The 23890-nt window shown below is 73.3% G+C and carries 23 protein-coding genes; 17 read left to right on the top strand and 6 right to left on the bottom strand.

The window, feature by feature from the left end; translation table 11 throughout:
• Window positions 1-69 precede the first annotated feature (69 nt).
• Complete coding sequence (locus DCW30_RS10330; protein WP_062774584.1) at window positions 70-609, top strand: type III secretion system chaperone family protein; 540 nt, start codon at window positions 70-72, stop codon at window positions 607-609.
• Between the two features lie 81 nt (window positions 610-690).
• Here the strand turns inward: DCW30_RS10330 and DCW30_RS10325 are convergent, their stop codons facing one another.
• On the bottom strand, window positions 691-1890 hold the full coding sequence (locus DCW30_RS10325) for a pyridoxal phosphate-dependent aminotransferase (protein WP_373569058.1): 1200 nt from the start codon (window positions 1888-1890) through the stop codon (window positions 691-693).
• Window positions 1891-2684: 794 nt separating this feature from the next.
• Here DCW30_RS10325 and DCW30_RS10315 point away from each other — a divergent pair.
• The 6 genes from DCW30_RS10315 to DCW30_RS10290 all read left to right on the top strand — a co-directional run bounded on the left by DCW30_RS10315 (window position 2685) and on the right by DCW30_RS10290 (window position 7362).
• Window positions 2685-3209 (top strand): DUF2617 family protein, encoded by a 525-nt coding sequence (locus tag DCW30_RS10315; RefSeq protein WP_076685242.1) that lies wholly within the window; start codon window positions 2685-2687, stop codon window positions 3207-3209.
• 282 nt (window positions 3210-3491) lie between these two features.
• On the top strand, window positions 3492-4352 hold the full coding sequence (locus tag DCW30_RS10310) for an SRPBCC family protein (RefSeq protein ID WP_079250380.1): 861 nt from the start codon (window positions 3492-3494) through the stop codon (window positions 4350-4352).
• A 25-nt stretch (window positions 4353-4377) separates the two neighbouring features.
• Window positions 4378-5172: an aldose epimerase family protein gene (locus tag DCW30_RS10305; protein WP_076685240.1), complete on the top strand. Its 795-nt coding sequence runs from the start codon at window positions 4378-4380 to the stop codon at window positions 5170-5172.
• 10 nt (window positions 5173-5182) lie between these two features.
• Complete coding sequence (gene pyrE, locus DCW30_RS10300; RefSeq protein WP_062774598.1) at window positions 5183-5731, top strand: orotate phosphoribosyltransferase; 549 nt, start codon at window positions 5183-5185, stop codon at window positions 5729-5731.
• 114 nt (window positions 5732-5845) lie between these two features.
• Window positions 5846-6868 carry a class II fructose-bisphosphate aldolase gene (gene fbaA, locus DCW30_RS10295; RefSeq protein WP_062774600.1) on the top strand — a complete coding sequence of 341 codons (1023 nt, stop codon included), beginning with the start codon at window positions 5846-5848 and terminating at the stop codon, window positions 6866-6868.
• 80 nt (window positions 6869-6948) lie between these two features.
• Window positions 6949-7362 carry a DUF3151 domain-containing protein gene (locus tag DCW30_RS10290; RefSeq protein ID WP_062774602.1) on the top strand — a complete coding sequence of 138 codons (414 nt, stop codon included), beginning with the start codon at window positions 6949-6951 and terminating at the stop codon, window positions 7360-7362.
• A gap of 57 nt (window positions 7363-7419) precedes the next feature.
• Here DCW30_RS10290 and DCW30_RS10285 read toward each other — a convergent pair whose 3' ends face one another.
• On the bottom strand, window positions 7420-8559 hold the full coding sequence (locus DCW30_RS10285; RefSeq protein ID WP_076689063.1) for an NADH:flavin oxidoreductase: 1140 nt from the start codon (window positions 8557-8559) through the stop codon (window positions 7420-7422).
• Window positions 8560-8692: 133 nt separating this feature from the next.
• On the opposite strand from DCW30_RS10285, the gene DCW30_RS10280 reads away from it, so the two are divergent.
• The 8 genes from DCW30_RS10280 (at window position 8693) to DCW30_RS10245 (ending at window position 16345) form a co-directional block, all read left to right on the top strand.
• A complete protein-coding gene (locus DCW30_RS10280; protein ID WP_076689061.1) occupies window positions 8693-9289 on the top strand; it encodes a CGNR zinc finger domain-containing protein in 597 nt (198 codons plus the stop codon).
• A gap of 168 nt (window positions 9290-9457) precedes the next feature.
• Window positions 9458-10393 (top strand): tryptophan 2,3-dioxygenase family protein, encoded by a 936-nt coding sequence (locus DCW30_RS10275; protein ID WP_079250050.1) that lies wholly within the window; start codon window positions 9458-9460, stop codon window positions 10391-10393.
• Window positions 10386-11645 carry a kynureninase gene (gene kynU, locus DCW30_RS10270; protein WP_076685239.1) on the top strand — a complete coding sequence of 420 codons (1260 nt, stop codon included), beginning with the start codon at window positions 10386-10388 and terminating at the stop codon, window positions 11643-11645. Before DCW30_RS10275 ends, kynU begins: the two co-directional genes overlap by 8 nt.
• Before the next feature lie 129 nt (window positions 11646-11774).
• Entirely contained in the window at window positions 11775-12653 is an 879-nt protein-coding gene (locus tag DCW30_RS10265; protein ID WP_076685238.1) for an alpha/beta hydrolase, read from the top strand.
• Window positions 12611-12892, top strand: a complete 282-nt coding sequence (locus DCW30_RS38215; protein ID WP_107419630.1) for a LuxR C-terminal-related transcriptional regulator — start codon at window positions 12611-12613, stop codon at window positions 12890-12892. The genes DCW30_RS10265 and DCW30_RS38215 overlap by 43 nt, the downstream gene beginning before the upstream one ends.
• A 119-nt stretch (window positions 12893-13011) precedes the next feature.
• Window positions 13012-14340, top strand: coding sequence for a sensor histidine kinase (locus DCW30_RS10255; RefSeq protein WP_076689057.1), 1329 nt, complete (start codon window positions 13012-13014; stop codon window positions 14338-14340).
• Complete coding sequence (locus tag DCW30_RS10250; protein ID WP_076685237.1) at window positions 14337-15005, top strand: response regulator; 669 nt, start codon at window positions 14337-14339, stop codon at window positions 15003-15005. The genes DCW30_RS10255 and DCW30_RS10250 overlap by 4 nt, the downstream gene beginning before the upstream one ends.
• 92 nt (window positions 15006-15097) lie before the next feature.
• The gene (locus tag DCW30_RS10245; RefSeq protein ID WP_076685236.1) at window positions 15098-16345 is read left to right on the top strand and encodes a cytochrome P450; all 1248 of its coding nucleotides are present in this window, start codon (window positions 15098-15100) and stop codon (window positions 16343-16345) included.
• A 10-nt stretch (window positions 16346-16355) separates the two neighbouring features.
• Here DCW30_RS10245 and DCW30_RS10240 read toward each other — a convergent pair whose 3' ends face one another.
• Both DCW30_RS10240 and DCW30_RS10235 read right to left on the bottom strand, forming a co-directional pair.
• Window positions 16356-17978, bottom strand: a complete 1623-nt coding sequence (locus DCW30_RS10240; RefSeq protein ID WP_076685235.1) for an ABC transporter permease — start codon at window positions 17976-17978, stop codon at window positions 16356-16358.
• Window positions 17975-18964: an ABC transporter ATP-binding protein gene (locus tag DCW30_RS10235; protein ID WP_076685234.1), complete on the bottom strand. Its 990-nt coding sequence runs from the start codon at window positions 18962-18964 to the stop codon at window positions 17975-17977. Before DCW30_RS10235 ends, DCW30_RS10240 begins: the two co-directional genes overlap by 4 nt.
• A 137-nt stretch (window positions 18965-19101) precedes the next feature.
• Here DCW30_RS10235 and DCW30_RS10230 point away from each other — a divergent pair, with 137 nt between their 5' ends.
• Window positions 19102-19698 (top strand): GbsR/MarR family transcriptional regulator, encoded by a 597-nt coding sequence (locus DCW30_RS10230; protein WP_162933570.1) that lies wholly within the window; start codon window positions 19102-19104, stop codon window positions 19696-19698.
• Window positions 19699-19798: 100 nt separating this feature from the next.
• On the opposite strand, the gene DCW30_RS10225 is transcribed toward DCW30_RS10230, so the two are convergent.
• Window positions 19799-20680, bottom strand: a complete 882-nt coding sequence (locus DCW30_RS10225) for a diacylglycerol kinase family protein (protein ID WP_076685233.1) — start codon at window positions 20678-20680, stop codon at window positions 19799-19801.
• A 132-nt stretch (window positions 20681-20812) separates the two neighbouring features.
• On the opposite strand from DCW30_RS10225, the gene DCW30_RS10220 reads away from it, so the two are divergent.
• Window positions 20813-22096: an adenylosuccinate synthase gene (locus DCW30_RS10220; RefSeq protein WP_062774629.1), complete on the top strand. Its 1284-nt coding sequence runs from the start codon at window positions 20813-20815 to the stop codon at window positions 22094-22096.
• 98 nt (window positions 22097-22194) lie between these two features.
• Here the strand turns inward: DCW30_RS10220 and DCW30_RS10215 are convergent, their stop codons facing one another.
• On the bottom strand, window positions 22195-23784 hold the full coding sequence (locus DCW30_RS10215; RefSeq protein ID WP_076685232.1) for a substrate-binding domain-containing protein: 1590 nt from the start codon (window positions 23782-23784) through the stop codon (window positions 22195-22197).
• Between the last annotated feature and the right edge of the window lie 106 nt (window positions 23785-23890).

The following is a 23890-nucleotide window of genomic DNA, read 5'->3' as shown; positions in this document are numbered from 1 at the left end:
AGTCGGGCTTGCCCCCGGGGGCCCATCCTGGGAGAGGATGGGCCCCATCCATACGAAGGGACACAGCACGTGAGCATCGACCCGTCCTCGATTCCGAATTTCGGGGGCCAGCCCGAACCGCAGCAGGGAGCAGGACCGGCGGGCCCCGTCGTCCCCGACCAGGACCTGGTCAAGCAGCTCCTGGACCAGATGGAGCTCAAGCACGTCGTCGACGACGAGGGTGACCTCGCGGCGCCGTGGGAGGAGTTCCGCACGTACTTCATGTTCCGCGGCGAGGACGACCAGCAGGTCTTCTCGGTGCGGACGTTCTACGACCGGCCCCACCAGATCGAGCAGAAGCAGCAGCTCCTGGAGTCGATCGACGACTGGAACCGCCGGACGCTGTGGCCGAAGGTCTACAGCCACACGCACGACGACGGCACGGTCCGCCTGATCGGCGAGGCCCAGATGCTGATCGGCACCGGAGTCTCCCTGGAGCACTTCGTGTCCTCGACGGTCAGCTGGGTGCGTGCCGCGATCGAGTTCGACCGCTGGCTCGTCGAGCAGCTCGGCCTGGAGTCCGAGGTGGACTCCGCCGAGGGCGAGAAGCCGGGCGACGACGAGGCCTAGGGCCCGTAATGCGCGAGAGCCCGGCCCGGGGCGGTCACACCGCCCCGGGCCGGGCTCTCGTCGTGCCGTGGCCGTGCCGTCTCAGGCCGCGAGCGCCTTGAGGCGGGAGACCGCCTCCTGGAGGACGGAGGTCCGCTTGCAGAAGGCGAAGCGGACGAAGGGGGCGCCCTCCTCGCGGTGGTCGTAGAAGACGGCGTTCGGGATGGCCACGACGCCGGCGCGCTCCGGCAGGGCGCGGCAGAAGGCGAAGCCGTCGCTCTCGCCCAGCGGGCGGATGTCGGTCGTCACGAAGTACGTGCCCGCCGGGCGGTAGACCTCGAAGCCCGCGGCCGCCAGGCCCTCGCTGAGCAGGTCCCGCTTGGCCCGCATGTCCGCACGGAAGTCCTCGAAGAAGGAGCCGGGCAGCGCGAGCGCCTCGGCGACCGCGTACTGGAAGGGCCCCGAAGCCACGTAGGTGAGGAACTGCTTCGCCGAGCGGACCGCCGCGACGAGCTCCGGCGACGACGTCACCCAGCCCACCTTCCAGCCGGTGAACGAGAACGTCTTGCCCGCGGACCCGATGGTGACCGTGCGCTCGCGCATGCCGGGGAAGGAGGCGAGCGGGATGTGCTCGGCGTCGTCGAAGACGAGGTGCTCGTAGACCTCGTCGGTGACGACGAGCAGGTCGCGCTCGACGGCGAGCCGCGCGATCTCCGCCAGCTCGGCCCGGGTGAGGACCGTGCCGGTCGGGTTGTGCGGGGTGTTGAGCAGCAGCAGCCGGGTGCGCGGCGTGACGGCGTCGCGCAGCTCGTCCAGGTCGAGGCGGAAGCGGCCTTCGCGGGGCCGCAGGGTGACGGGCACACGCGTGCCGCCCGCGAGCGCGATGGACGCGGCGTACGAGTCGTAGTAGGGCTCCAGGGCGATGACCTCGTCGCCCGGCTCGACCAGGGCCAGCAGGGACGCCGCGATGGCCTCGGTCGCGCCCGCCGTCACGAGGACCTCGCGGTCGGGGTCGTACGTCAGGGAGTACCGGGACAGCTGGTGCCCGGTGATGGCCGTGCGCAGCTCGGGGACGCCGGGGCCCGGCGGGTACTGGTTGCCGCGGCCGTCGCGCAGCGCCCGCACCGCCGCCTCCCGGACGGCCTCGGGGCCGTCGGTGTCCGGAAAGCCCTGGCCCAGGTTGATCGCGCCCGTGGACACCGCGAGGGCGGACATCTCGGCGAAGATCGTCGTACCGAACTCGGTCAGGCGGCGGTTGAGCAACGGGCGCCCGCTCCCGGAAGTGGAGGTCATGGCCGCCATCCTGCTCCGAACCTCTGGACTTGCTCAACTCTGCTTTGGGGGCCGACCGGCCCGGGCATCCCCCTGTCACGCGAGGAGCGAGGCCCACGGGGGGACCAGCTTCGCGGGGGCGAGAAGGAGCGTGGTGGCCATGACCGGGACCTTCCTCTTCATCGGGGTGCTCATCGCGGCGCTGGCCGTGGTGGCCGGGCGCCGGAGGGGCGGCGGCGGGAAGCGCGCGGGCGCGCGCGCGGGCGGTGCGTCGAGCGGTGCGGCGGGGGGCAGCTGGTGGGCCGGCGACACCAGCGCCGGGCACTCCGTGGGTTCCTCGTGCGGCGGCGGATCCTCGTGCGGGGGCGGGTCCTCGTGCGGGGGTGGCGGGGGAGGGTGCGGCGGAGGCAGCTGACACGGGGCAGCTGGTCCACCGATCCCGAGGAGTGCCCGGCGGGGACGTCAACTTCCGCCGGGCGCTTCGATGACCGGGGTGGCGGGCGCCGGGGCGGTGGCCGCGGTGCCGTACCGGCCCGGCGGGGCGCGTTCGAGGTCCCGTGGGGAACGAGGGGCATTGAACAGATGAACTGCGTGGTCCCCCATGGGATGGAAAGGCCACGAAGTTGGGTAAAAGTGCTGTGGCAGTGTCGTCGACCATGATTCCCTCGTCCAGCACCGCCCTCAGAGGTCCGTCACACGTTTCAGGGTCCGCACCCGGGACACCCGTAGGTGACGTGCTCGTGGGCACGAGCCGGTATTTCGGTGTCCCGGGTCCGATCCGGTGCGCCGGTCCCACTTCCCTTGCGTGTCAGCGGAGCCGACCCATGCTCACGACCTTGAAGACTGTCTATTCCGACACGCGCGCCGAGGACCTCGCATGGGCTCTCGGCCGCGAGCCCTTGCCCGCGCTCGCCACCCTCGCACTCGAACTGGCGGACGCCCAGGTGGAGTTAAGGCTCCTCGGCGCCTCGCACCAGGTCCTCCTGGAACAGGAGCACGGCAGTTGCTCCGAGACCGTGGCCTGCATCCCCGGCAGCAGCACCCCGCTGCCGCTGGGCGTCTCCAAGCGCGTGGGCGAGTGGGAGTACGAGTTCGCCGCGCGCGTCGAGCAGCTCTCGCGCGGCCAGTTCGCGGGCCGCGCCCAGGAGTTGCTGGCCCTCGTCGCCGAGCACCCGCACGGCCTCGCCGGAGTGTTCCCCGGCAGCCCGCACGCCTTCACCGCCCTGCTCGCGCAGCGGCAGGAGGGGTCCGTGATGTGGCGGACCTGGCACGCGTATCCGCAGGAGGGCCAGCTGGTGGCCACGCGGACCCGGGTGGGCGTCCGGATGCCGCTGCCCGCCATGCTCTGAGACCGGTGAGTCCGCGCCTGCGCCGCGGCGGGCGGCGTCCTCGTCCTCACCCCGCTCGAACCGCCGCCGTCCTCGTCGACGACACGGGCGTGCCGGAGCCCGCCCTCACCACCGGTGAGCGGCACTCCCTCGGCGGCCACGCGGGCGCCGAGGGCGGCGCTTCGGACGCATGCGTCGGGGCTCGCGGCGTCCACCCCGGCGCGTCCGCGTTACGCGAACCGACGTACACGCTCCGCCGAACCGCCGCACATGGCGGCGGGCGCATGGGTAGGCTCGATCGTCATGGAGCATGAGGTGTTCGTTCCGGTTCCGGCGGCGCGGCTGAGGCAGGCCCTCGCGGACCCCGAGAGGGTCGCAGGGGCGGTGCCGGGCCTGCAGCGTGACGCGGAGGCGACGGCGGGTCCGCTCGCCGGGCGCCTGAAGGTGCGCGTCGGCGGGCACTCGATCACGTACCGCGGGTCCGCCGCGGCCGACGCCCGCGGCGACGGGACGTACGCCATCGAGGGCGAGGGGAGCGAGGCGCGCGGCTCCGGCTCCGTCCGGTTCTCGCTGACCGTGCGGATCGAGCCGGCCGCGGCGGGGGCGAGCCTCGTCTTCGGCGGGACGGCCACCGCGGACGGGCGCATCACCGAGGAGAACACCCCCCAGGCGGTCGAGTCGGCGGTGCTGCGGCTCCTGGACCGGTTCGCCGAGGGGCTCGCGGCGGCGGCGCCCGCGGACTCCGGCCCTGCGGAGGACACCACGGCAGCCGGGGCCGACGCGGGCGAGGACGCGGACGACGGCGTGGACGGCGACGGCCTCGGCGACGCGCTCGACCTCGACGACCTCGATGAACTGGGCGAGCTGGACGAGCTGGACGAGCTGACGGAGCTCGACGACGCGGACGGGCCCGAGCGGCTCGACGAGATGGACGACGTCGAGGACATCGACGCGCCGCCCGCCGAGGCCGCGCACGCCCGCCGCACCATGATCGGCCGCAGCGCCGAGGAGGTCGACCACGCCCCGCCCCGCGGCCGGTACGCCCCCGCCCCCGCCCCCGAGGCCCTCGTCGCCGGCGCCACGCTGCGCTGGGCCGCGCCCGCGGCGGCCCTCGCGGTGGCCTCGGCCATCGTGGTCGGCAGGGCCCTGCGCCGCCGCCGCTGACCTTGGACGCCGTAGGGTCGGATCCGTGAGCAACGAAGACGTGATCCTCACCGCGGGCGACGCGGAAGTGACGGTGCAGCCGGGCAACGGCTGCCGCATCGGAAGTCTGCGCGTCGGCGGCGTCGAGCTGCTGCGGCAGGGGCAGAAGTACGGCTGCTTCCCCATGGCGCCCTGGTGCGGCCGGATCAGGGACGGCCGGTTCCGCGACGGCGCCGCGGTCCACCAGATGCCGCTGAACTCCCCGCCGCACGCCATCCACGGCTTCGCGCGGAACGCCGAATGGCGTACGGCCCGCACCTCGGACACCGAGGCCGTCTTCACCTACGACCTCGCCGACCCCTGGCCCTACCCCGGGCGCGTCACACAGATCGTGGAGCTGACCGAGGACACGCTGACGCTGCGCCTGGGCATCGAGACGTACGGCGCCTCCTTCCCCGCCCAGGCGGGCTGGCACCCGTGGTTCAACCGCTCCCTGGAGGGCGGCGGCGACCCCGTGCGCGTCGACTTCACCCCGGCCTGGCAGGAGGAGCGCGGCGAGGACCACCTGCCGACCGGCCGCCGGATCGACCCGAGGCCCGGACCGTGGGACGACTGCTTCGGCATGCCCGACGGCGTCGACGTCACGCTGACCTGGCCCGGGCGGTTCGAGGTCGACGTCACGAGCCGTGAGCGGTGGGTCGTCGTCTACGACGAGCAGGAGGCCGCGGTGTGCGTGGAGCCGCAGACCGGGCCGCCCGACGGACTCAACACCGATCCGCGCCTCGTCACCCCCATCGAGCCCCTGGAGACGTCGACGACCTGGAGCTGGCGTCGGCTTTAAGCTTCTGTGCATGACTGACGTACGCGGCGAGCTGCTGCAGCAGATCAAGGACAAGGCCGTCGTGCACGGCAAGGTGACGCTCTCCTCCGGCCTGGAGGCCGACTACTACATCGACCTCCGCCGGATCACCCTCGACGGTGAAGCCGCCCCGCTGGTCGGACAGGTCCTGCTGGACCTCACCGCGGACCTCGACTTCGACGCCGTGGGCGGTCTGACCATGGGCGCCGACCCCGTCGCGGGCGCGATGCTGCACGCGTCCGCCGCGCGCGGCAAGCGCCTGGACGCCTTCGTGGTCCGCAAGGCCGCCAAGGCGCACGGCATGCAGCGCCGCGTCGAGGGCCCCGACATCAAGGGCCGCCGCGTCCTGGTCGTCGAGGACACCTCCACCACCGGCGGCTCGCCGCTGACCGCCGTCGAGGCCGTCCGCGAGGCGGGTGCCGAGGTCGTCGGCGTCGCCACCATCGTGGACCGCGCCACGGGCGCCGGCGAGAAGATCACCGAGGGCGCGGGCGTGCCGTACCTCTTCGCGTACTCCAAGGACGACCTCGGCCTGGACTGACGGTCGCGTCCGCGAGGACCGTCGCGTCTGGAAGGATGGGGGCGACAATGTCGTCGCCCCCAGGTCAGGGTCAAGCAGCACAGCACCCACCCGCACATCACAAGGAGCGGACACATGCCCATCGCAACTCCCGAGGTCTACAACGAGATGCTCGACCGGGCGAAGGCAGGCAAGTTCGCCTACCCGGCCATCAACGTGACGTCCTCGCAGACCCTGCACGCCGCGCTGCGCGGGTTCGCGGAGGCCGAGAGCGACGGCATCATCCAGATCTCCACGGGTGGTGCGGAGTTCCTGGGCGGCCAGCACAGCAAGGACATGGTGACCGGCGCGGTCGCGCTCGCCGAGTTCGCGCACATCGTCGCCGCGAAGTACGACGTGACGGTCGCGCTGCACACCGACCACTGCCCCAAGGACAAGCTGGACACCTACGTCCGTCCGCTGATCGACGTCTCCGCCGAGCGCGTCGCGCAGGGCCGCGACCCGCTCTTCCAGTCGCACATGTGGGACGGCTCCGCCGAGACCCTGGCCGACAACCTGGCCATCGGCCAGGAGCTGCTCGCCAAGGCCGCCGCCGCGAAGATCATCCTTGAGGTGGAGATCACGCCGACCGGCGGCGAGGAGGACGGCGTCACCCACGAGATCAACGACGAGCTGTACACCACCGTCGACGACGCGATCCGCACCGCCGAGGCCCTGGGCCTGGGCGAGAAGGGCCGCTACCTCCTGGCCGCCTCCTTCGGCAACGTGCACGGCGTCTACAAGCCGGGCAACGTCGTCCTGCGCCCCGAGCTCCTGAAGGACCTCCAGGAGGGCGTCGGCTCGAAGTACGGCAAGCAGTCGCCGTTCGACTTCGTCTTCCACGGCGGCTCGGGCTCGACCGCCGAGGAGATCTCGACCGCGCTCGAGAACGGCGTCGTCAAGATGAACCTCGACACCGACACCCAGTACGCCTTCACGCGGCCCGTCGCGGACCACATGTTCCGCAACTACGACGGCGTCCTGAAGGTCGACGGCGAGGTCGGCTCGAAGAAGACGTACGACCCGCGCACCTGGGGCAAGCTGGCCGAGGCCGGCATGGCCAAGCGCGTCACCGAGGCCTGCGCGAACCTGCGCTCCACGGGCACGAAGCTGAAGTAGCCCCTCTCGTCCCGCGTGCGAAGGCCCCGGATCACCGACCCGGGGCCTTCGTCGTGCCGGGATGCCGCAGACTTGGTCCCATGGCCATTCACCAGGATCTGCTCGGGGGACCGCCCCCGACCCATCTGCCCGACGACCCCGAGCCGCGCGAGCTCCTCGCGAACGGCGCGGACCCCTCCGACGTCGCCGCGAAGTACCCGACGTCCTCGCTCGCCTGGGCGCAGCTCGCCGACGCGGCGTTCGAACGCGGCAGTGTCGTCGAGTCGTACGCGTACGCCCGTACGGGCTACCACCGCGGCCTCGACGCCCTGCGCCGCAGCGGCTGGAAGGGCCACGGCCCCGTGCCGTGGGAGCACGAGCCCAACCGCGGCTTCCTGCGGGCCCTGCACGCCCTCGCGCGGGCCGCGCGGTCGATCGGCGAGCAGGAGGAGTACGAGCGCTGCGCGGGCTTCCTGCGGGACTCCTCGGAGACCGCGGCGGAGACGCTGGGCTGAGTAGTCGAAAGCCCCCGCGTCCCGGAGAGGGCGCGGGGGCTTTCGCGACGCCGGTGCTCAGCGCAGAGAGCCGAGCAGCCCCGCGTCGTAGGGCGCCGCGTCGGCCAGGCGGCCGGAGACCGCCTTGTCGGCCCACTCGGGGTCGGCGATCAACGCGCGGCCCACCGCGATGACGTCGAACTCCTCCCGCTCCATGCGGTCGAGGAGCAGGTCGATGCCGGTGGACGCGGACTCCTTGGAGAAGCCCTGCGGGCCCACGAACTCCTTGTCGAGGCCGACTGAGCCGACGGAGAGCGTGGCCTTGCCGGTGAGCTTCTTGACCCAGCCGGCGAGGTTGAGGTCGTCGCCGGGGAACTCGGGGAGCCAGTAGCGGCGCGTGGACGCGTGGAAGGCGTCGACGCCCGCGGCGGCCAGCGGGGCGAGCAGGGCGTCGAGCTGGGCCGGGTCCTCCGCCAGCTTCGCGTCGAAGTCGTTCGCCTTCCACTGGGAGAGCCGGAAGATCACCGGGAACGCCGGTGAGACCGCCGCGCGCACCGCCTCGACGATCTCCCGGGCGAAACGGGTGCGGGAGGCGAGGTCGCCGCCATAGCCGTCGGTGCGGCGGTTGGTGACGCCCCAGAGGAACTGGTCGATCAGGTAGCCGTGGGCGCCGTGCAGTTCGACGCCGTCGAAGCCGATGCGCTCGGCGGCCGCCGCGCTGTCGGCGAAGGCGCCGATCACCGCGTCGAGGTCGTCGCCCGTCATCGCGTGGCCCTTGGCCTCGCCGTCGAGGCCGAGGCCGGAGGGGCCCGCCGGGGGCGCGGAGGGGACGGGGCCCTGGCCCGCGTCGCGGGTGGCGCCCACGTGCCAGAGCTGCGGGACGATCCGGCCGCCGGCCGCGTGCACGGCTTCGGCGACCTTCTGCCAGCCCGCGAGCGCCGCGTCGCCGTAGAAGTGCGGGACGCGGTGGCTGCTGCCGGCCGACGCGTGGTCGACGTACGTGCCCTCGGTGACGATCAGGCCGACGCCGCCGGCCGCGCGGCGGGCGTAGTACTGGGCGACGTCCTCGCCGGGCACGCCGTCCGGCGAGAACTCGCGGGTCATGGGCGCCATGGCGATGCGGTTGCGCAGGGTGAGGCCGTTGATGTCGAAGGGGCGGCCGAGCACGCGGGCGGCCCGCTCGCCGGTTCCGGTCGTCGCTTCCGTGGTCGCTTCCATGGCTTCCATGCGGCCCTCCAGGGCTCTCGGTACGAAGGTCTTCGCGGGTCCTCCGACAGCGTCTTCGTGAGCCCGCTGACAGCACCGTAACGCGTTTGGTCATGTTGATGCGAAGGCGGGTACCGTGAAGGGCATGAACCGGCCCGCGTCCGAGCGTTACTGCCTGACCCCCGCGCCCGGCGGCCTCGCCCTCGTCCAGGAGCTCCTGAACACCGCGCCCGCAGGCCGCCCCACCCCCGCCGAGCTGCCCGACCTGCTGGCCGACGGCTCGCTCGGCGTCGCCCAGGAGTGGGCCGACCTGGCGGTGCGCGACTGGGCGAGGGAGACGGGCAGGGCCGACGTGCGGCTCGCGCTGACCGATGACGACCTGCCCCGGCTGCGGTGCCTGCGGGACCAGGTGCGGCGCGCGCTCGCCGCGGGCGACCGCGGCGGGGACGCGGTGCGCTTCACCTCCGCGCCGGTCGTCGTCGGGCTCGCGGGCGACGGCACCCTCACCGTGGAGCCGGAGGGCGCGGGCGCCCGCTGGCTGGCCTCCGCGGTCCTCGCCGAGGGGCTGCTCGCCCAGGCCTCCGGCGTCTGGCGCCGGCTGAAGATCTGCCGCAACGAGCCCTGCTCCGCCGCGTTCTACGACCGCTCCCGCAACAACAGCGGCGTCTGGCACTCGGTCCGGGGCTGCGGCAACGCCGCCCACTTGCGCGCCTGCCGCGAGCGGCGCCGCGTCCAGGCGTGAGTGAGCCCGGAATGCGGTGAAAGCGGCGTCGTGCGGTGGGTGCTGTCCGTCTGGCCGTCCCTTGCCGATTCCGGGAAAGTTACGGAGGATTCCGGTGGGGACCGGGGCCCCCGTGCCGGTAACGGCAGGGGCGGACCGCTACCCGGAGTACGTATCGAGGAGACAGCGATGTCCCCAGAGGCGCATGAGACGTCCGTAGAGACGCGTGAGACGTCCGCCGAGACGCCCGAGACGTCCACCGAGACACGGGCGAGCACCGGCACGCAGGTGTCCGCAGCGGCGCGGGCGCACGAGGACGAGAGCCCGAATCTCGACTTCGCGGGCACCACCCCGTACGAGGACTACGTCCAGGCGGACGTCCTCACCCACCTCCAGCACCTGCGCTCGGACGACCCCGGCGAGATGGTCTTCCTGGTCACGACCCAGGTCATGGAGCTGTGGTTCACCGTGATCGTCCACGAGTGGGAGACCGCCGCGCAGGCGCTGCGCCGGGACGACATCCCGGTCGCCGTCGCCGCGCTGAAGCGCAGCATCCGCGAGCTGGAGGCCCTGAACCACTCCTGGACCCCGCTCGCCCAGCTCACCCCCGCGCAGTTCAACTCCTACCGCGGCGCGCTCGGCGAGGGCTCGGGCTTCCAGTCCGCGATGTACCGCCGCATGGAGTTCCTGCTCGGCGACAAGTCGGCGTCCATGCTGGTGCCGCACCGGGGCGCGCCGCGCGTCCACGCGGAGCTGGAGAAGGCCCTGCACGAGCCGAGCCTGTACGACGAGGTGCTCAGGCTGCTCGCCCGCCGCGGCCACGCGATCCCGGCCTCGGTGCTCGAGCGGGACCTCGCCAGGAAGTACGAGCCGTCGCCCGAGGTGGAGGCGGTGTGGACCGAGCTCTACTCCGGCGACGAGAGCGGTGACCTCGCCCGGCTGGGCGAGACGCTGACGGACGTCGCGGAGCTGGTCTGGCGCTGGCGCAACGACCACCTGGTCGCCACCCGCCGCGCGATGGGCTCCAAGACGGGCACGGGCGGCTCCGCCGGCGTGGCCTGGCTGGAGAAGCGCGCCACGAAGAACGTTTTCCCCGAGCTGTGGACGGCGAGGAGCCATGTCTGAACCGCGGAACCAGTCCCCGGGCCCGACCGATCTGCCCGGCCAGGCCGATCTGCGGAGCCGGGCCGGGGCCCTGGACGCCGAGGACCCGCTGGCCGAGAAGCGGAAGGCGTTCGTCCTTGACGACACGGTCTACCTGGACGGCAACTCGCTGGGCGCCCTGCCCGCGCACGTCCCGGCCCGCGTCGCCGACGTCATCGAGCGGCAGTGGGGCGAGCTGCGCATCCGCTCCTGGGACGAGAGCGGCTGGTGGAGCGCGCCCGAGCGCATCGGCGACCGCGTCGCCCCGCTGGTCGGCGCCGCCCCCGGACAGATCGTGGTCGGCGACTCCACCAGCGTGAACGTCTTCAAGGCGCTGGTCGCCGCGGTGCGCATGGCGCGCGACACGGACGGGGGCGCGCCGGACGAGCGGCGCGACGAGATCCTCGTCGACGCCACGACGTTCCCCACCGACGGCTACATCGCGCAGTCGGCGGCCCGCCTCACCGGCTGCCGGGTGATCCCGCTCGCTCCGGCGGAGGCGCCCGCGGCGCTCGGCCCGCGCACCGCCGCCGTGCTGCTCAACCACGCCGACTACCGCACCGGGCGGCTGCACGACCTGCCCGGCCTCACGGCGGCGGCGCACGCGGCGGGCGCCCTCGCCGTCTGGGACCTGTGCCACACGGCGGGCGCGCTGCCGGTCGGTCTCGACGAGCACGGCGTGGACCTCGCCGTGGGCTGCACCTACAAGTACCTGAACGGCGGCCCGGGTTCGCCCGCGTACCTCTACGTGCGCCGGGAACTCCAGGAACGCTTCGACTCGCCGCTGCCCGGCTGGAACTCGCACGCCGAGCCCTTCGGGATGCGGCCCGGCTTCGAGGCGGCGGACGGGGTGACGCGCGGGCGCGTCGGCACCCCCGACATCCTGTCGATGCTCGCCCTCGACGCGGCCCTCGACGTCTGGGACGGCGTGTCGGTCGACGCGGTGCGGGCCAAGTCGCTGGCCCTGACCGACTTCTTCCTGCGGTGCGTCGAGGCGTACGTGCCCGAAGGGCTCGTGGAGTCGCTCACGCCAAAGGCGCACGCCGAGCGCGGCAGTCAGGTCGCGCTGCGCTGCGACGGCGCCGGGGACGTCATGAAGCGCCTGATCGAGCAGGGCGTGGTCGGTGACTTCCGCGCGCCGGACGTGCTGCGCTTCGGCTTCACCCCGCTGTACGTCTCCTTCGCCGACGCCGAGCAGGCGGCCCGGGTCCTCGCGCGGACCCTGGGGGCGTGACACCCGGGCTCATGACACCGGGGCGGGCGCCGGGCTGATAACGTCCGGCCGATCTTGCTCCCGTTCCTCCGCACCCCGGAGGGACGGGGGCGCCCCCGCAAGACGTACTGCTGTGGAGAGGTTGCCGCCATGCCGGACGACGCCGCCGTGGCCCGCGATGCCGCCGAGACCGAAGCCGCCTTCTCGCATCCCGCCGTGGAGCCGGACGCCACCGCCGCGTACGGCGAACACCCGGACCAGGTCGTCGACTTCTACGCGCCGAGGGGCGACATGCCCCGCCCCGCACCGCTCGTCGTCGTCCTGCACGGCGGCGCCTGGCGCTCGCCCTACGACCGCCGGCACCTCACGCCGTTCGCGGACTTCCTGGCGCGCCGGGGCTTCGCCGTCGCCAACGTCGAGTACCGCAGGGGCAGCCCCATCCCCGCCCAGGGCGGCGCGGGGCCCGTGGCCGGGCGCTGGCCGGAGACCTTCGACGACGTGGCCGCCGCCTTCGACGCGCTGCCCGCGCTCGTCCGCGAGGCGCTGCCGTCGGCCGACCCGCGCCGCACGGTCGTCACCGGGCACTCCGCGGGCGGCCACCTGGCGCTCTGGGCCGCCGCGCGGCACGTGCTGCCCGCCGACGCGCGGTGGCGCACCGACCGCCCCGCCCCGCTGCGCGGCGTCGTGGCGCTCGCCCCGATCGCGGACTTCCGCGCGGCCGAGGAGCTGGGCGTCTGCGGCGGCGCGTCCGCCCAACTCCTGGGCGGCGAGGCGAGGTTCGCGTCCCGCCTGCCCTACGCCGATCCGGCGGCGCTGCTGCCGACCGGCATCGCCACCACCATCGTGCAGGGCCGCTCCGACATCACGGTGCCGCACACGGTGGCCGAGGCGTACGCCGACGCGGCGGCCAAGGCGGGCGAGGTCGTGGGCCTGACCCTGCTGGAGGAGGTCGGGCACTTCCCGCTGATCGACCCGGCGGCGGACGCGTGCGCGGTGGTGGCGGAGGAGATCGCGCAACTGGCGTTCTGAGAGCGCGCGCAGCGTTCCGAGCGCGGGTGACCCGCGGTCTTCCAGCGTCTCCCGGCGTCCCCCGGCGACTGATCGCGCAGGGCCTGTCGAACGCGACAGACAGCGGGCGCCTCGTGGTCGCCGAGCAGACCGTGCAGGCGCACGTCGGCCGCGTCCCGGTGAAGCTGGGCCCGCGGGACCGCACGCGGGCGGCGGTGTGCGCGTACGCGTCGGGTGCCGTCAGACCCCCGGGGTGCTGAGCGGCGCACCGGCCCCGCCGCGGTGTCCCCGCGTAGTACCTGCGACGGACCCCGCGGAACCCCTCTTGCTGTGGACGACCCCGAGACCCCGCCCCCGTACCTTCGTAGACGTGACCGAGATGACTGATCCGCTCAAGGCCAGAGGCCGCCGCAGCCCCGAGTTCCGCCTCGTGATGGAGGCCGTCGGCGGCATGCGTCAGGCGTTGATCCACGATGCCTTCGACTACCGCCCGCTGCCGCAGAGGGAGACGCTGGGCCTGCTGGGCAGCCGCCTGCCGGAGCGGATGCGCGCGTACGCGTACTGGAGCCGCCACGCCCTGGTGGGGGCCGCGGCGGCGATCACCGTGTTCATCGCCTACCAGCTGAGTCTGGGCGGCAACGGCGCGATGTACCTGCTCAGCGGTCTCGTCCCCGCGGCCGCCGTGCTGATGACCCTGGTCAGGCCGGTCGGCGCGTTCTGGGTGTCGCTGGTCTCCACGCCCTTCACGGGCGCGCTCGGCAACAGCTGGGACGGCCTGCCGTGGACGCCGCCCGCCCTGTTCGCGCACATCGTGGTGATGGTCGTGGTGGCGGCGCGGACCGGCCCGCGCACCGCCCTGTGGATGTGGATCGCCACGGCGGCGTACGCGCTGGGGGCCGAGGTGCTCCTGGGCATGGACAGCTCCAACTCCGTGCCGATGCTGTTCTTCTCCGCCATCGCGCTGCTGATCACCACGGTGATACACGTGCGCAAGGAGGCGCAGCGCGAGGTCACGGTGCAGCGCACCGCCACCGCCCTGGAGCGCGGCAAGCGCACGCTCCTGGAGGAGCGCACCACCATCGCCCGCGAGCTGCACGACGTGGTCGCGCACCACATGTCGGTGGTCGCCATCCAGGCCGAGGCCGCGCCCTACCGCGTGGAGAACCCGCCGCCCGAGCTGGAGCAGGCGTTCGTGACCATCCGTGAGAACGCGGTGTCGGCGCTGACCGAACTGCGCCGGGTCCTCGGCGTCGTCCGCGCCGAGGACTACGAGGCCCCGGACGCCCCGCAGCCCACCCTCGCCGACCTCGACCGCCTCCTGGACAACGTCAGGGACGCGGGCCTGGAGGTCGACAAGGTGGTCACCGGGGCGGTGCGCGAGCTGCCGCAGGGCGTCGAGCTGTCGGCGTACCGGATCGTGCAGGAGGCGCTGAGCAACAGCCTGCGCCACGCGCCCGGCGCCGCGGCGCGCGTGGAGGTCGGCTATGTGCTGGGCGGCCTGGGCCTGCGCATCGTCAACGGCCCGGCGAAGGGCCTGGTCAAGCCGTCCCCCGGGGCGGGCCACGGTCTCACCGGCATGCGGGAGCGTGTCACGATGCTGGACGGCGAGATGACGGCCGAGGTGACGGCGGACGGTGGCTATGAGGTCACGGTCTTCCTGCCGGTCGCGCTCGCCGACCGTACGGACCCGGCGGGAGCGGACGCGTGACGATCAAGGTGCTCATCGCCGACGACCAGATGATGGTGCGTGAGGGGTTCTCCGTCCTCCTCAACGCGATGCCCGACATCGAGGTCATCGGCGAGGCGGTCAACGGCCGGGAGGCGGTCGACCGGGTCCGCGAGCTGGCCCCCGACGTGGTCCTGATGGACATCCGCATGCCCGAGCTGAACGGCATCGAGGCGACCCGCGAGGTCGTCGCCTCCGAGGGCACGTCGAAGGTGCTGGTCCTGACCACGTTCGACCTCGACGAGTACGTGTACCAGGCGCTGCGCGCGGGAGCCTCCGGATTCCTGCTCAAGGACGCATCGGCCCGCCAGCTCGCCGACGGGGTGCGGGTGGTGGCGTCCGGCGAGGCGCTGCTTGCGCCGACGGTGACCCGCCGCCTCATCACGGAGTTCTCGAAGCTGGCGGACACGCCGCGGCTCTCCGCCTCGGTCCAGGCCCAGCAGTACGGCGAACTGACCGAGCGCGAGACGGAGGTCCTCGTGCTGATCGCGCAGGGCCTGTCGAACGCGGAGATCGCCTCCCGCCTGGTGGTCGCGGAGTCCACCATCAAGACGCACGTCAGCCGCGTCCTGGTGAAGCTCGGGCTGCGGGACCGCACGCAGGCGGCGGTGTTCGCGTACGAGGCGCGGCTGGTCACGCCGGGCTGAGGCCCGGGCCTTGTGGGGGCGCGGCCGTTCGCGCCCGCGGTCGGCCGGCCCGACCCCTGGCCGTCCGCCCCGGGCGCGGCTAGCGTCGCGCCATGGACGCAGCCTTCGAGGCCTCCGCGGTCTTCGCCCCCTCGTCGCCGGAGTTCGTCGCCGACCCGTATCCGGCCTACGCCCGGCTGCGCGAGGCCGGGCGGGTGCACCACTACGCGCCCACCGACCAGTGGCTGGTCCCGCACCACGCGGACGTCGCGGCACTGCTGCGGGACCGGCGGCTCGGCCGGACGTATCTCCACCGGTTCACGCACGAGGAGTTCGGCCGCGCGGCGCCGCCGCCCGAGCACGAGCCGTTCCACACGCTCAACGACCACGGCATGCTCGACCTGGAGGCGCCCGCGCACACCCGTGTCCGCCGCCTGGTGACCAAGGCGTTCACGCCGCGCACGGTCGAACGGCTGCGGCCCTACGTCGAGGAGCTGGCGGACGGCCTGGTGCGCGACCTGGTGGCGGACGGCGGCGGCGACCTCGCCGCGCGGGTCGCCGAACCGCTCCCGGTGGCCGTGATCGCCGAGATGCTGGGGATCCCCGAGGCCGACCGGCCTCTGCTCCGGCCCTGGTCGGCGGCGATCTGCGGGATGTACGAGCTGAACCCGGGCGAGGACACCGCGGCCCGCGCGGTCCGGGCGTCGGAGGAGTTCTCCGCGTATCTGCGCACGGTGATCGCGGCCCGCCGCGAGAAGCCGGGGGACGACCTGGTGTCGGGCCTGATCGCGGCCCATTCCGAGGAGGGGGCCGGCGAGGGCGGCGGGAAGCGGCTCAGCGAGCAGGAGATGGTGTCGACCTGCGCGCTGCTGCTCAACGCGGGGCACGAGGCGACCGTGAACGCCACGGTCAACGGCTGGCACGCGCTGTTCCGCCACCCGGACCAGCTGGCCGCCCTGCGCGCGGACCCCGGGCGCCTGATCCCCACGGCGGTGGAGGAGCTGATGCGCTTCGACACCCCGCTCCAGCTCTTCGAACGCTGGGTGCTCGACGACATCGAGATCGACGGCACGACGATTCCGCGCGGCTCCGAACTGGCGCTCCTCTTCGGGTCCGCCAACCACGACCCGGCGGTCTTCACCCGTCCCGCCGAGCTGGACGTCGCCCGCCGCGACAACCCCCACATCTCCTTCAGCGCGGGCATCCACTACTGCGTCGGCGCGCCATTGGCCCGCATCGAACTGGCGGCGTCGCTGGGCGCGCTCCTCCGCAGGGCCCCGAAGCTGCGGCTCGCGGCGGAACCCCGCCGCGGGCCGAACTTCGTGATCCGGGGGCTGCGGGAACTCCTGGTCGAGGTGTGACGGGCGGGCCCTAACCGGTCGTCATGTCCCGCCGCCGCAGCCCCGCGAGCCCCGCGGCGACGAGGGCCGCCGCGATCAGGGTGAGGAGCAGCAGCGGGGACCAGTCCATCGCCGCCCCCGGCAGCTTCGGCAGATGCCCGAAGGGGGAGAGGTCCATGACCCCCTGGGGGAGGTCGAGCGCCGGGCCGACCCAGCCGATCGCCAGGCAGGTCCCGACGACGGCCCAGGCGGCGACGGCCCCCTTGGGGCAGGCCCCGACGAGCAGGACCGCGAGGCCGCCGAGCACCCAGATCGCGGGGAGCCGCGACAGGCTCGCGCCGACCACGGCCGCCGTGTCCTCGCCGTGGCCGACGGCCATGCCGAGGCCGCAGGCCGCCATCAGGAGCACCGTCCCGCCGAAGGCGATCACCAGGTGCCCGGCGGCCCACCGCAGCCGCCCCACCGCGCCCGCGAGCACCGGCTCGGCGCGCTGCGAGGTCTCCTCGCCGTGCAGCCGCAGCACGGACGCCACCACGTAGAGGGCGGCGACCATGCCGAAGAGCCCGGTCACCGTGGCGAGGAAGGCGTCCGTCAGCCCTCCGGAGCCGCCCATGCGCTCGATGATGTCGCGGGTGTTCCGGTTCTCCCCCACGAGATCGGCCGCGCCCGACGCCATCCCGCCGAACACGATCCCCGCCAGCAGGAACCCGGCCGTCCAGCCGAGCACACTGCCCCGCTGGAGACGCAGGGCGAGGGCGCCCGCGGTGGCGATCCGGCCCCGCGCGGGCCCCGGCCGCGTCGGCAGGAAGCTCATGCCGACGTCACGCCGCCCCGCGAGCGCGTACGCGAGAAGGCCCTGGGCCGCGATCGCGCCGCCGATGAGCGCGCACACCCACCAGCGTTCGCCCGCGTAGGGCCGCAGGTTCACCTGCCAGCCGAGCGGCGAGAGCCAGGTCAGCGGCGAGGAGCCGTCCGCCGTGCCCGCGTCGCCCGCGGCCCGCAGGACGAACGCCGTGCCGAGGACGGCCGCCGTGATCCCCTTGGCGAGCCGCGCGCTCTCGGTGAGCTGCGCGGCGATGGCCGCCACCCCGGCGAACAGCATGCCGGTGCCCGCGACCCCGATGCCGAGGGCGAACGCCCCCGCGGCGCCCCGCCCCGCCATGCCGAGGGCGATCAGCAGCCCGGCGCCCGCGTCGGCCGCGAACGCCGCGAGGAGCGCGGCGCTGAGCGGCGCCCGCCGCCCCACCACGGCCGCGGAGAGCATCTCCTGCCGCCCGGTCTCCTCCTCGTCACGGGTGTGCCGTACGACGATGACGAGGCTCATGACGGCGGCGAGCACCCCGGCGTAGCAGCCGATGCGCCAGGCGGTCAGGGCGCCGACCGAGTCGCCGAAGACGGGGCCGTACATGGCCCGCATCGAGGAGTTGGCGTTCATCGACTCCATGGCGTCGGACCGCTCGGCGGCGGTCGCGTACACGCTCTCCAGGGAGCCCGGCATGGCGAGGACGATCCCGGAGACGACCAGCATCCAGACCGGCGCCATCACCCGGTCGCGCCGCAGGGCGAGCCGCAACAGGGCGCCCGTGCCGGCGAGTTGGCGGGCTCCGGCGGCACGGGTCACGGGGGCGGCGGCGAGTCCCGCGGCGGCGGTCATCGCGCCATCGCCCCCTCCCGCGCGCCGGCGTCGTCCCGCACGTCGTCCTGGTAGTGCCGCAGGAACAGCTCCTCCAGCGTGGGCGGGGTGCTGGTCAGCGACCGGATGCCCGCCCCCGCGAGCGAGGTGAGCACCGCGCCCAGCTTGTCGGTGTCGACCTGGAACCTCACCCGGTGGCCGGGCCCGCCCTCGCCCCGCCGCTCGGCGACGGCGGGATCGACGACGGCGAGGTCGGTGACGGCGAGGTCGTGGACGCCGGGCAGGGCCGACAGGTCGCCCGGCGGTTCGGTGAGTTCGGCGGTGACGCTGGTCCGCGTCAGATGGCGCAGCTCGGCCAGGGAGCCGCTCTCCACGGTCCGCCCCTTCCTGATGATGCTGACGCGGTCGCAGAGCGTCTCGACCTCGCTGAGGATGTGCGAGGAGAGCAGGATGGTCCGCCCGCGTCCGCGCGCCTCCGTCACACAGCTCTGGAAGACCTCTTCCATGAGCGGATCGAGCCCGGAGGTCGGCTCGTCGAGGATCAGCAGGTCGACGTCGGACGCGAAGGCGGCGACGAGGGCCACCTTCTGCCGGTTGCCCTTGGAGTACGTGCGGCCCTTCTTGGTCGGGTCGAGTTCGAACCGCTCGACGAGTTCGTCGCGCCGGGCCCGGTCGAGCCCGCCGCGCAGCCTTCCGTAGAGGTCGATGACCTCGCCGCCGGAGAGGTTGCGCCACAGGGTGACGTCGCCGGGGACGTAGGCGATGCGGCGGTGCAGGGCCACCGCGTCGGCCCACGGGTCGCCGCCGAGCAGGCGCGCGGTGCCGGAGTCGGCGCGGAGCAGCCCGAGCAGGACCCGGATGGCGGTGGACTTCCCGGCTCCGTTGGGCCCGAGGAAGCCGTGCACCTCGCCGGACCCGACGTGCAGGTCGAGACCGTCGAGCGCGTGGGTGGGGCCGAACGACTTGTGCAGACCGGCTACGTCGACGGCCTCGATTGCCTTCGTCATGTTGATGAAAGTACGCGGGATTCACAAATTTGTGAAGTTAAGGAAGCATATAAACTCACGCGTGAGGGTGACGGTGGTGGTGCGCGGCGGCAGCGGGCGGGCGCGGCGGCCGGGGAAGCACGGGAGATGATCGACGCATGACCAGGGACGACGCCGGAAACCAGGCGGAGACGCAGTCCGGGACGCGGACGGAGAACCAGGCCGGCAGTCCGGCCGAGGCGCGGGACGGGCAGGTGCGGGGCCCGGAGGCGGAGGTGGTGTCGCGCTTCGTGGAGCAGTTCGCCGCGCAGCTCGTCGAGGCGGGGATGGCCCGGATGCCGGCCCGTGTCTTCGCCGCTCTGCTCGCCTCCCACTCCGGCGCGCTCACCTCGGCCGAGCTGGGGACACGGCTGCGGGTGAGCCCCGCCGCCGTGTCGGGCGCCGTGCGCTACCTCACCCAGCAGCACATGGTCACGCGCGAACGCGAGCCCGGCACCCGGCGCGACATCTTCCGGGTGCACGACAACCAGTGGTACGAGGCGCTGGCCAACCGCGACGGGGTGCTCAAGCGCTGGGAGAACGCCCTGCGGGACGGCGTCACCCACCTCGGCCCCGACACCCCGGCGGGTCGCCGCCTCGCCGAGACGCTGGCCTTCTTCGAGTTCATCGACGGCGAGCTGGCGGGCATGATGGCCCGCTGGCGGGCCCACCGCGAGACGCTCTTCGGCAAGGCCGGCGGCCCGACGCCCGGGTGACGGGCCCAGGGTGACCACCGCAGGTGACGGACCCGGGGTGACCGCCCCCGGAGTGACAGCCCCAGACGGTGATCCCGGGTGACCGCCCGCCCCGGCGGTCTCACCGAGGCAGCGTCAGCCCCCAGGCCTCCGGTCGGACCGTCCACGTGCGGCTGCGCACGGGCCCCGTCAGCACCGTGTCCGCGCGGTAGCGGAAGTCGCTCCCCGACACCGTCACCGTCCGTGCGCGCACCCGCACCGGCGCCGCCTCCGCGCCCACCGAGGACGGCCGCACCTCCACCTCGGCGACTCCGCCGCCCCCTGCGGTGACCCGGATGTCCGCGACCGGCTGGTCCAGGTCGACCAGGGTCACGCCGTCCGCCTCCACCCGCAGCCGCGCGGGCCCCGGCCCCGGCGCCGCCGCCACCCGGGAGGGCCGCGCGGCCAGGGTGCGCACGAAGGACTGGCAGGTCCGCAGCCAGGCGTGGCCGTCGGCGCCGGCCGCGGCTCCGGCGGGCCCCCGCGCCGCGGCGCCCACCGCCCCCGCCGGAGGAATCCGCAGGTCGCCCAGGACGACCCCGTCGCTCTCGTCCACCAGCAGGTCCAGCCGCCGCTCGGCCCCCTCGAGGACGGCGCGGGCCGCTGCGACCGCACCCGCGGGCACGCCGAACACCCGCGCCAGCGACTGCGAGGCCCCGACCGGCACCAGCGAGAGCGCGGCGCCGCCGAGCCCCCGCTCCCGGTGCAGGACGCCCACCGCCCGCAGCAGCGTCCGGTCGTCACCGATCACCACGAGCCGCCGTGTACCCCGTCTGGCCAGGGCTTTCGTGAAGTCCTCCGGCCCCTCGGGCAGGCAGGTGCGGATCGACGCGCCCGCGCCGAGCACATCCTTCGCGATCCGTACCGACTCACCGTCCGTACGGCGGGCGACCGGGTCGATGACGACTAGCAGGTGGTCGCGAGCCGACAACGTGCGCCCCTTTTCTGAGTCCTCGGGTAGCATCTTTGTGCAAGAGCCCCTTGCGCTATTGCGCCAGGGGCTTCGTCTATTCCGGGGCAGCATCCAAGGCACACCCATACGGCGGCTACGGCCCCCAGACCTTGGACATGCCCCGCCCGGAAGGGGTGTACGCCTGTGCCCGCACTTGTGCTGCTCGGTGCTCAGTGGGGTGACGAAGGCAAGGGAAAGGCCACTGACCTGCTCGGTGGCTCCGTGGACTATGTAGTGCGCTACCAGGGCGGCAACAACGCCGGCCACACGGTCGTCGTGGGCGACCAGAAGTACGCGCTGCATCTCCTCCCTTCCGGGATCCTCTCCCCGGACTGTGTGCCCGTCATCGGCAATGGTGTCGTCGTCGACCCGTCGGTCCTGCTCTCCGAGCTGAGCGGTCTGAACGAGCGCGGCGTCGACACGTCGAAGCTGCTGATCAGCGGAAACGCTCACATCATCACGCCGTACAACGTGACCGTCGACAAGGTGACGGAACGGTTCCTCGGCAAGCGCAAGATCGGCACGACGGGCCGCGGCATCGGCCCGACCTACGCCGACAAGATCAACCGCACCGGCATCCGCGTGCAGGACCTCTACGACGAGTCGATCCTGCAGCAGAAGGTCGAAGCGGCGCTGGAGATCAAGAACCAGCTCCTCACCAAGCTCTACAACCGCCGCGCGATCGAGGCGGAGCAGATCGTCGAGCAGCTCCTGGAGCACGGCGAGAACATCAAGCAGTACGTCGCCGACACGACCCTGATCCTCAACAACGCGCTCGACGAGGACAAGGTCGTCCTCTTCGAGGGCGGCCAGGGCACGCTCCTGGACGTGGACCACGGCACGTACCCGTTCGTCACCTCGTCGAACCCGACCGCCGGCGGCGCCTGCACCGGCACCGGCGTGGGCCCGACGAAGATCACCCGCGTCATCGGCATCCTCAAGGCGTACACCACGCGCGTCGGCGCGGGCCCGTTCCCGACCGAGCTGTTCGACCAGGACGGCGAGGACCTGCGCCGCATCGGCGGCGAGCGCGGCGTGACCACCGGCCGTGACCGCCGCTGCGGCTGGTTCGACGCCCCGATCGCCCGCTACGCGACCCGCGTGAACGGCCTGACGGACTTCTTCCTCACCAAGCTGGACGTCCTGACCGGCTGGGAGCAGATTCCGGTCTGCGTCGCGTACGAGATCGACGGCAAGCGCGTCGAGGAGCTGCCGTACAACCAGACCGACTTCCACCACGCGAAGCCGATCTACGAAATGCTCCCCGGCTGGTCCGAGGACATCACCAAGGCCCAGACCTTCTCCGACCTGCCGAAGAACGCGCAGGGCTACGTGAAGGCCCTGGAGGAGATGTCCGGCGCCCCGATCTCCGCGATCGGCGTGGGCCCGGGCCGCACGGAGACGATCGAGATCAACTCCTTCGTGTAGCGGTAGCGGCAGCGGATTGCGGGAAAGTCCCACAGCGTCCCTCAGCACTCGGCCCTGACCTCGGGGTCTCGTGCGGACGCGGTGGGACTTTCCCGCGTTCAGCCCTCCGGGTCGGCGCAGATGCGCAGGCCCTCGGGGGTGGCGCAGGGGAGGTGGCCGTGGGTGCGGATGACGTCCAGGCCGTTGCCCCGGGCGTACGCGAGGAAGCTGGACGCCAGCGAGTCGGCGGGCGGGCGGCCGTAGGTGTACGCGTACTCGATCTCGCGGTACGGGTAGCCGCTGCGCTCCAGGTCCTCGGCGGTGGGCGCGTGGCCGTCCAGGTTCAGGCGGTGCAGGCCGTCGAGGCCCTCGGCCGAGCGGAGTTCGCTGTAGCCGATGGCGCCGGGGATGCGGGCGACGGCGTCCAGCACCTGCTCCGTGGAGTCCAGCTCGCAGCGGGTCACCGGCACCGAGCGGTCGTCCCTGCTCAGGCAGTCGTTGGACGAGGCCTTGATCTCGAAGGCGCCGTCGAGGACGCGGCGCTGGAGGGTGTCGCGGGTGCCCGAGCTGGAGCCGCGGCTGACGAGGACCACCGGCAGGTCGGGGCCGCCGAGCTCCTCCCAGTTGCGGACGTCGCCCCGGTACAGGCGGCGGACCTGCGGCAGCGTCAGGTTCGTCAGGCGTACGCGGTCGTTGACGACCAGGGCGAAGACGGAGACCGCCACGCGGGTCTCCGCCAGGTGCGGGAAGCCGTCGGACTTGGGCCCGTCGGAGAAGGTGAGCAGCGGTGGTGAGCCCTTGACCCGGGCGCCGTCGCCGCCGGGGCCCGCCTCGCCCGAGTCGTCGTCACCGCCGCCGGAGAATCGTTTCCCCTCGTCGTCCAGTTCGCGTACGCCCGCCGCGCTGCCGTGGGCGGAGACCGTGATGGCGGAGCCGGGGCAGTCGGCCTCGTACTTCTCCTCCAGCTCCTCGGCGACCGGCGCGAACGCCGTCGAGCCGAGCACCGTCAGCTCCCCCGTCGCGCACTCGATCGGCGGCGGGTCGTCGTCGCGCAGCACGATGATCGTGGCCAGCGTGATGACGGAGAGGGTGAGCAGGACGGTCAGGAGGCGGGCGGGCCGGGAGAGGACGGGCGGTTTGTCGTCCAGGGTGGTGGAGCGGTTGGGCTGCACCTCGCCCGCCTGGAGACCGCCGGAGACGATGACCTCGCCGCCTACCGGGCCGCCGGTGAGCAGGACCAGGAGCTTGTAGTGCTGGCCCCGGTTGAGCGGGACGCGCGGGATGTGCAGGGTGCTGCCCTCGTAGCGCAGGCCCGCGCCCTGCGTGAAGTGCTCCATGAGGTGGTCGGCGCCGGCCGGCGCGGTCACCGCGAGGCCCCGGACGGTGCGCCCGGTGAAGACGGCGGTGAGGCCGTGCAGCGCGCGGCCGGTGTAGTCGGCGTCGGAGACGGACTGCGAGCCGTCGTTCTCGACGCGGAGCAGGACGAGCGTGGCGTCGGACATCTCGGGCGTCTCGTCGAACAGTCCGAGGCGCGCGTTGGCGCCGCCGGTGCGGACGTTGTCGCCTATGGCGGTGTCCATCTGCACCCGGTAGCCGATGCGCTTGCGCCGGGGCACCCGCCGCTCGTACCAGAGCGCCCCGACGGTGGCGAGCAGGCCGAGGACCGCCGTCAGGACGGCGATGGTGTTCTCGGTGCTCAACCACTCCATGAGCGGTGACCGTAGGGGGCCGGCGGCCACGCGCGGACCGCCTTCGCCGTCCCGTCGGCGACTGTTCGCCTGCGGTTCAGCTCCCCCGCCGCACGACGCGCGGCCC

This window comes from Streptomyces alfalfae, from assembly GCF_004127445.1.
In the GTDB taxonomy this organism is placed as follows: domain Bacteria; phylum Actinomycetota; class Actinomycetes; order Streptomycetales; family Streptomycetaceae; genus Streptomyces; species Streptomyces alfalfae.
This window is presented reverse-complemented; position numbering and strand designations above follow the sequence as displayed.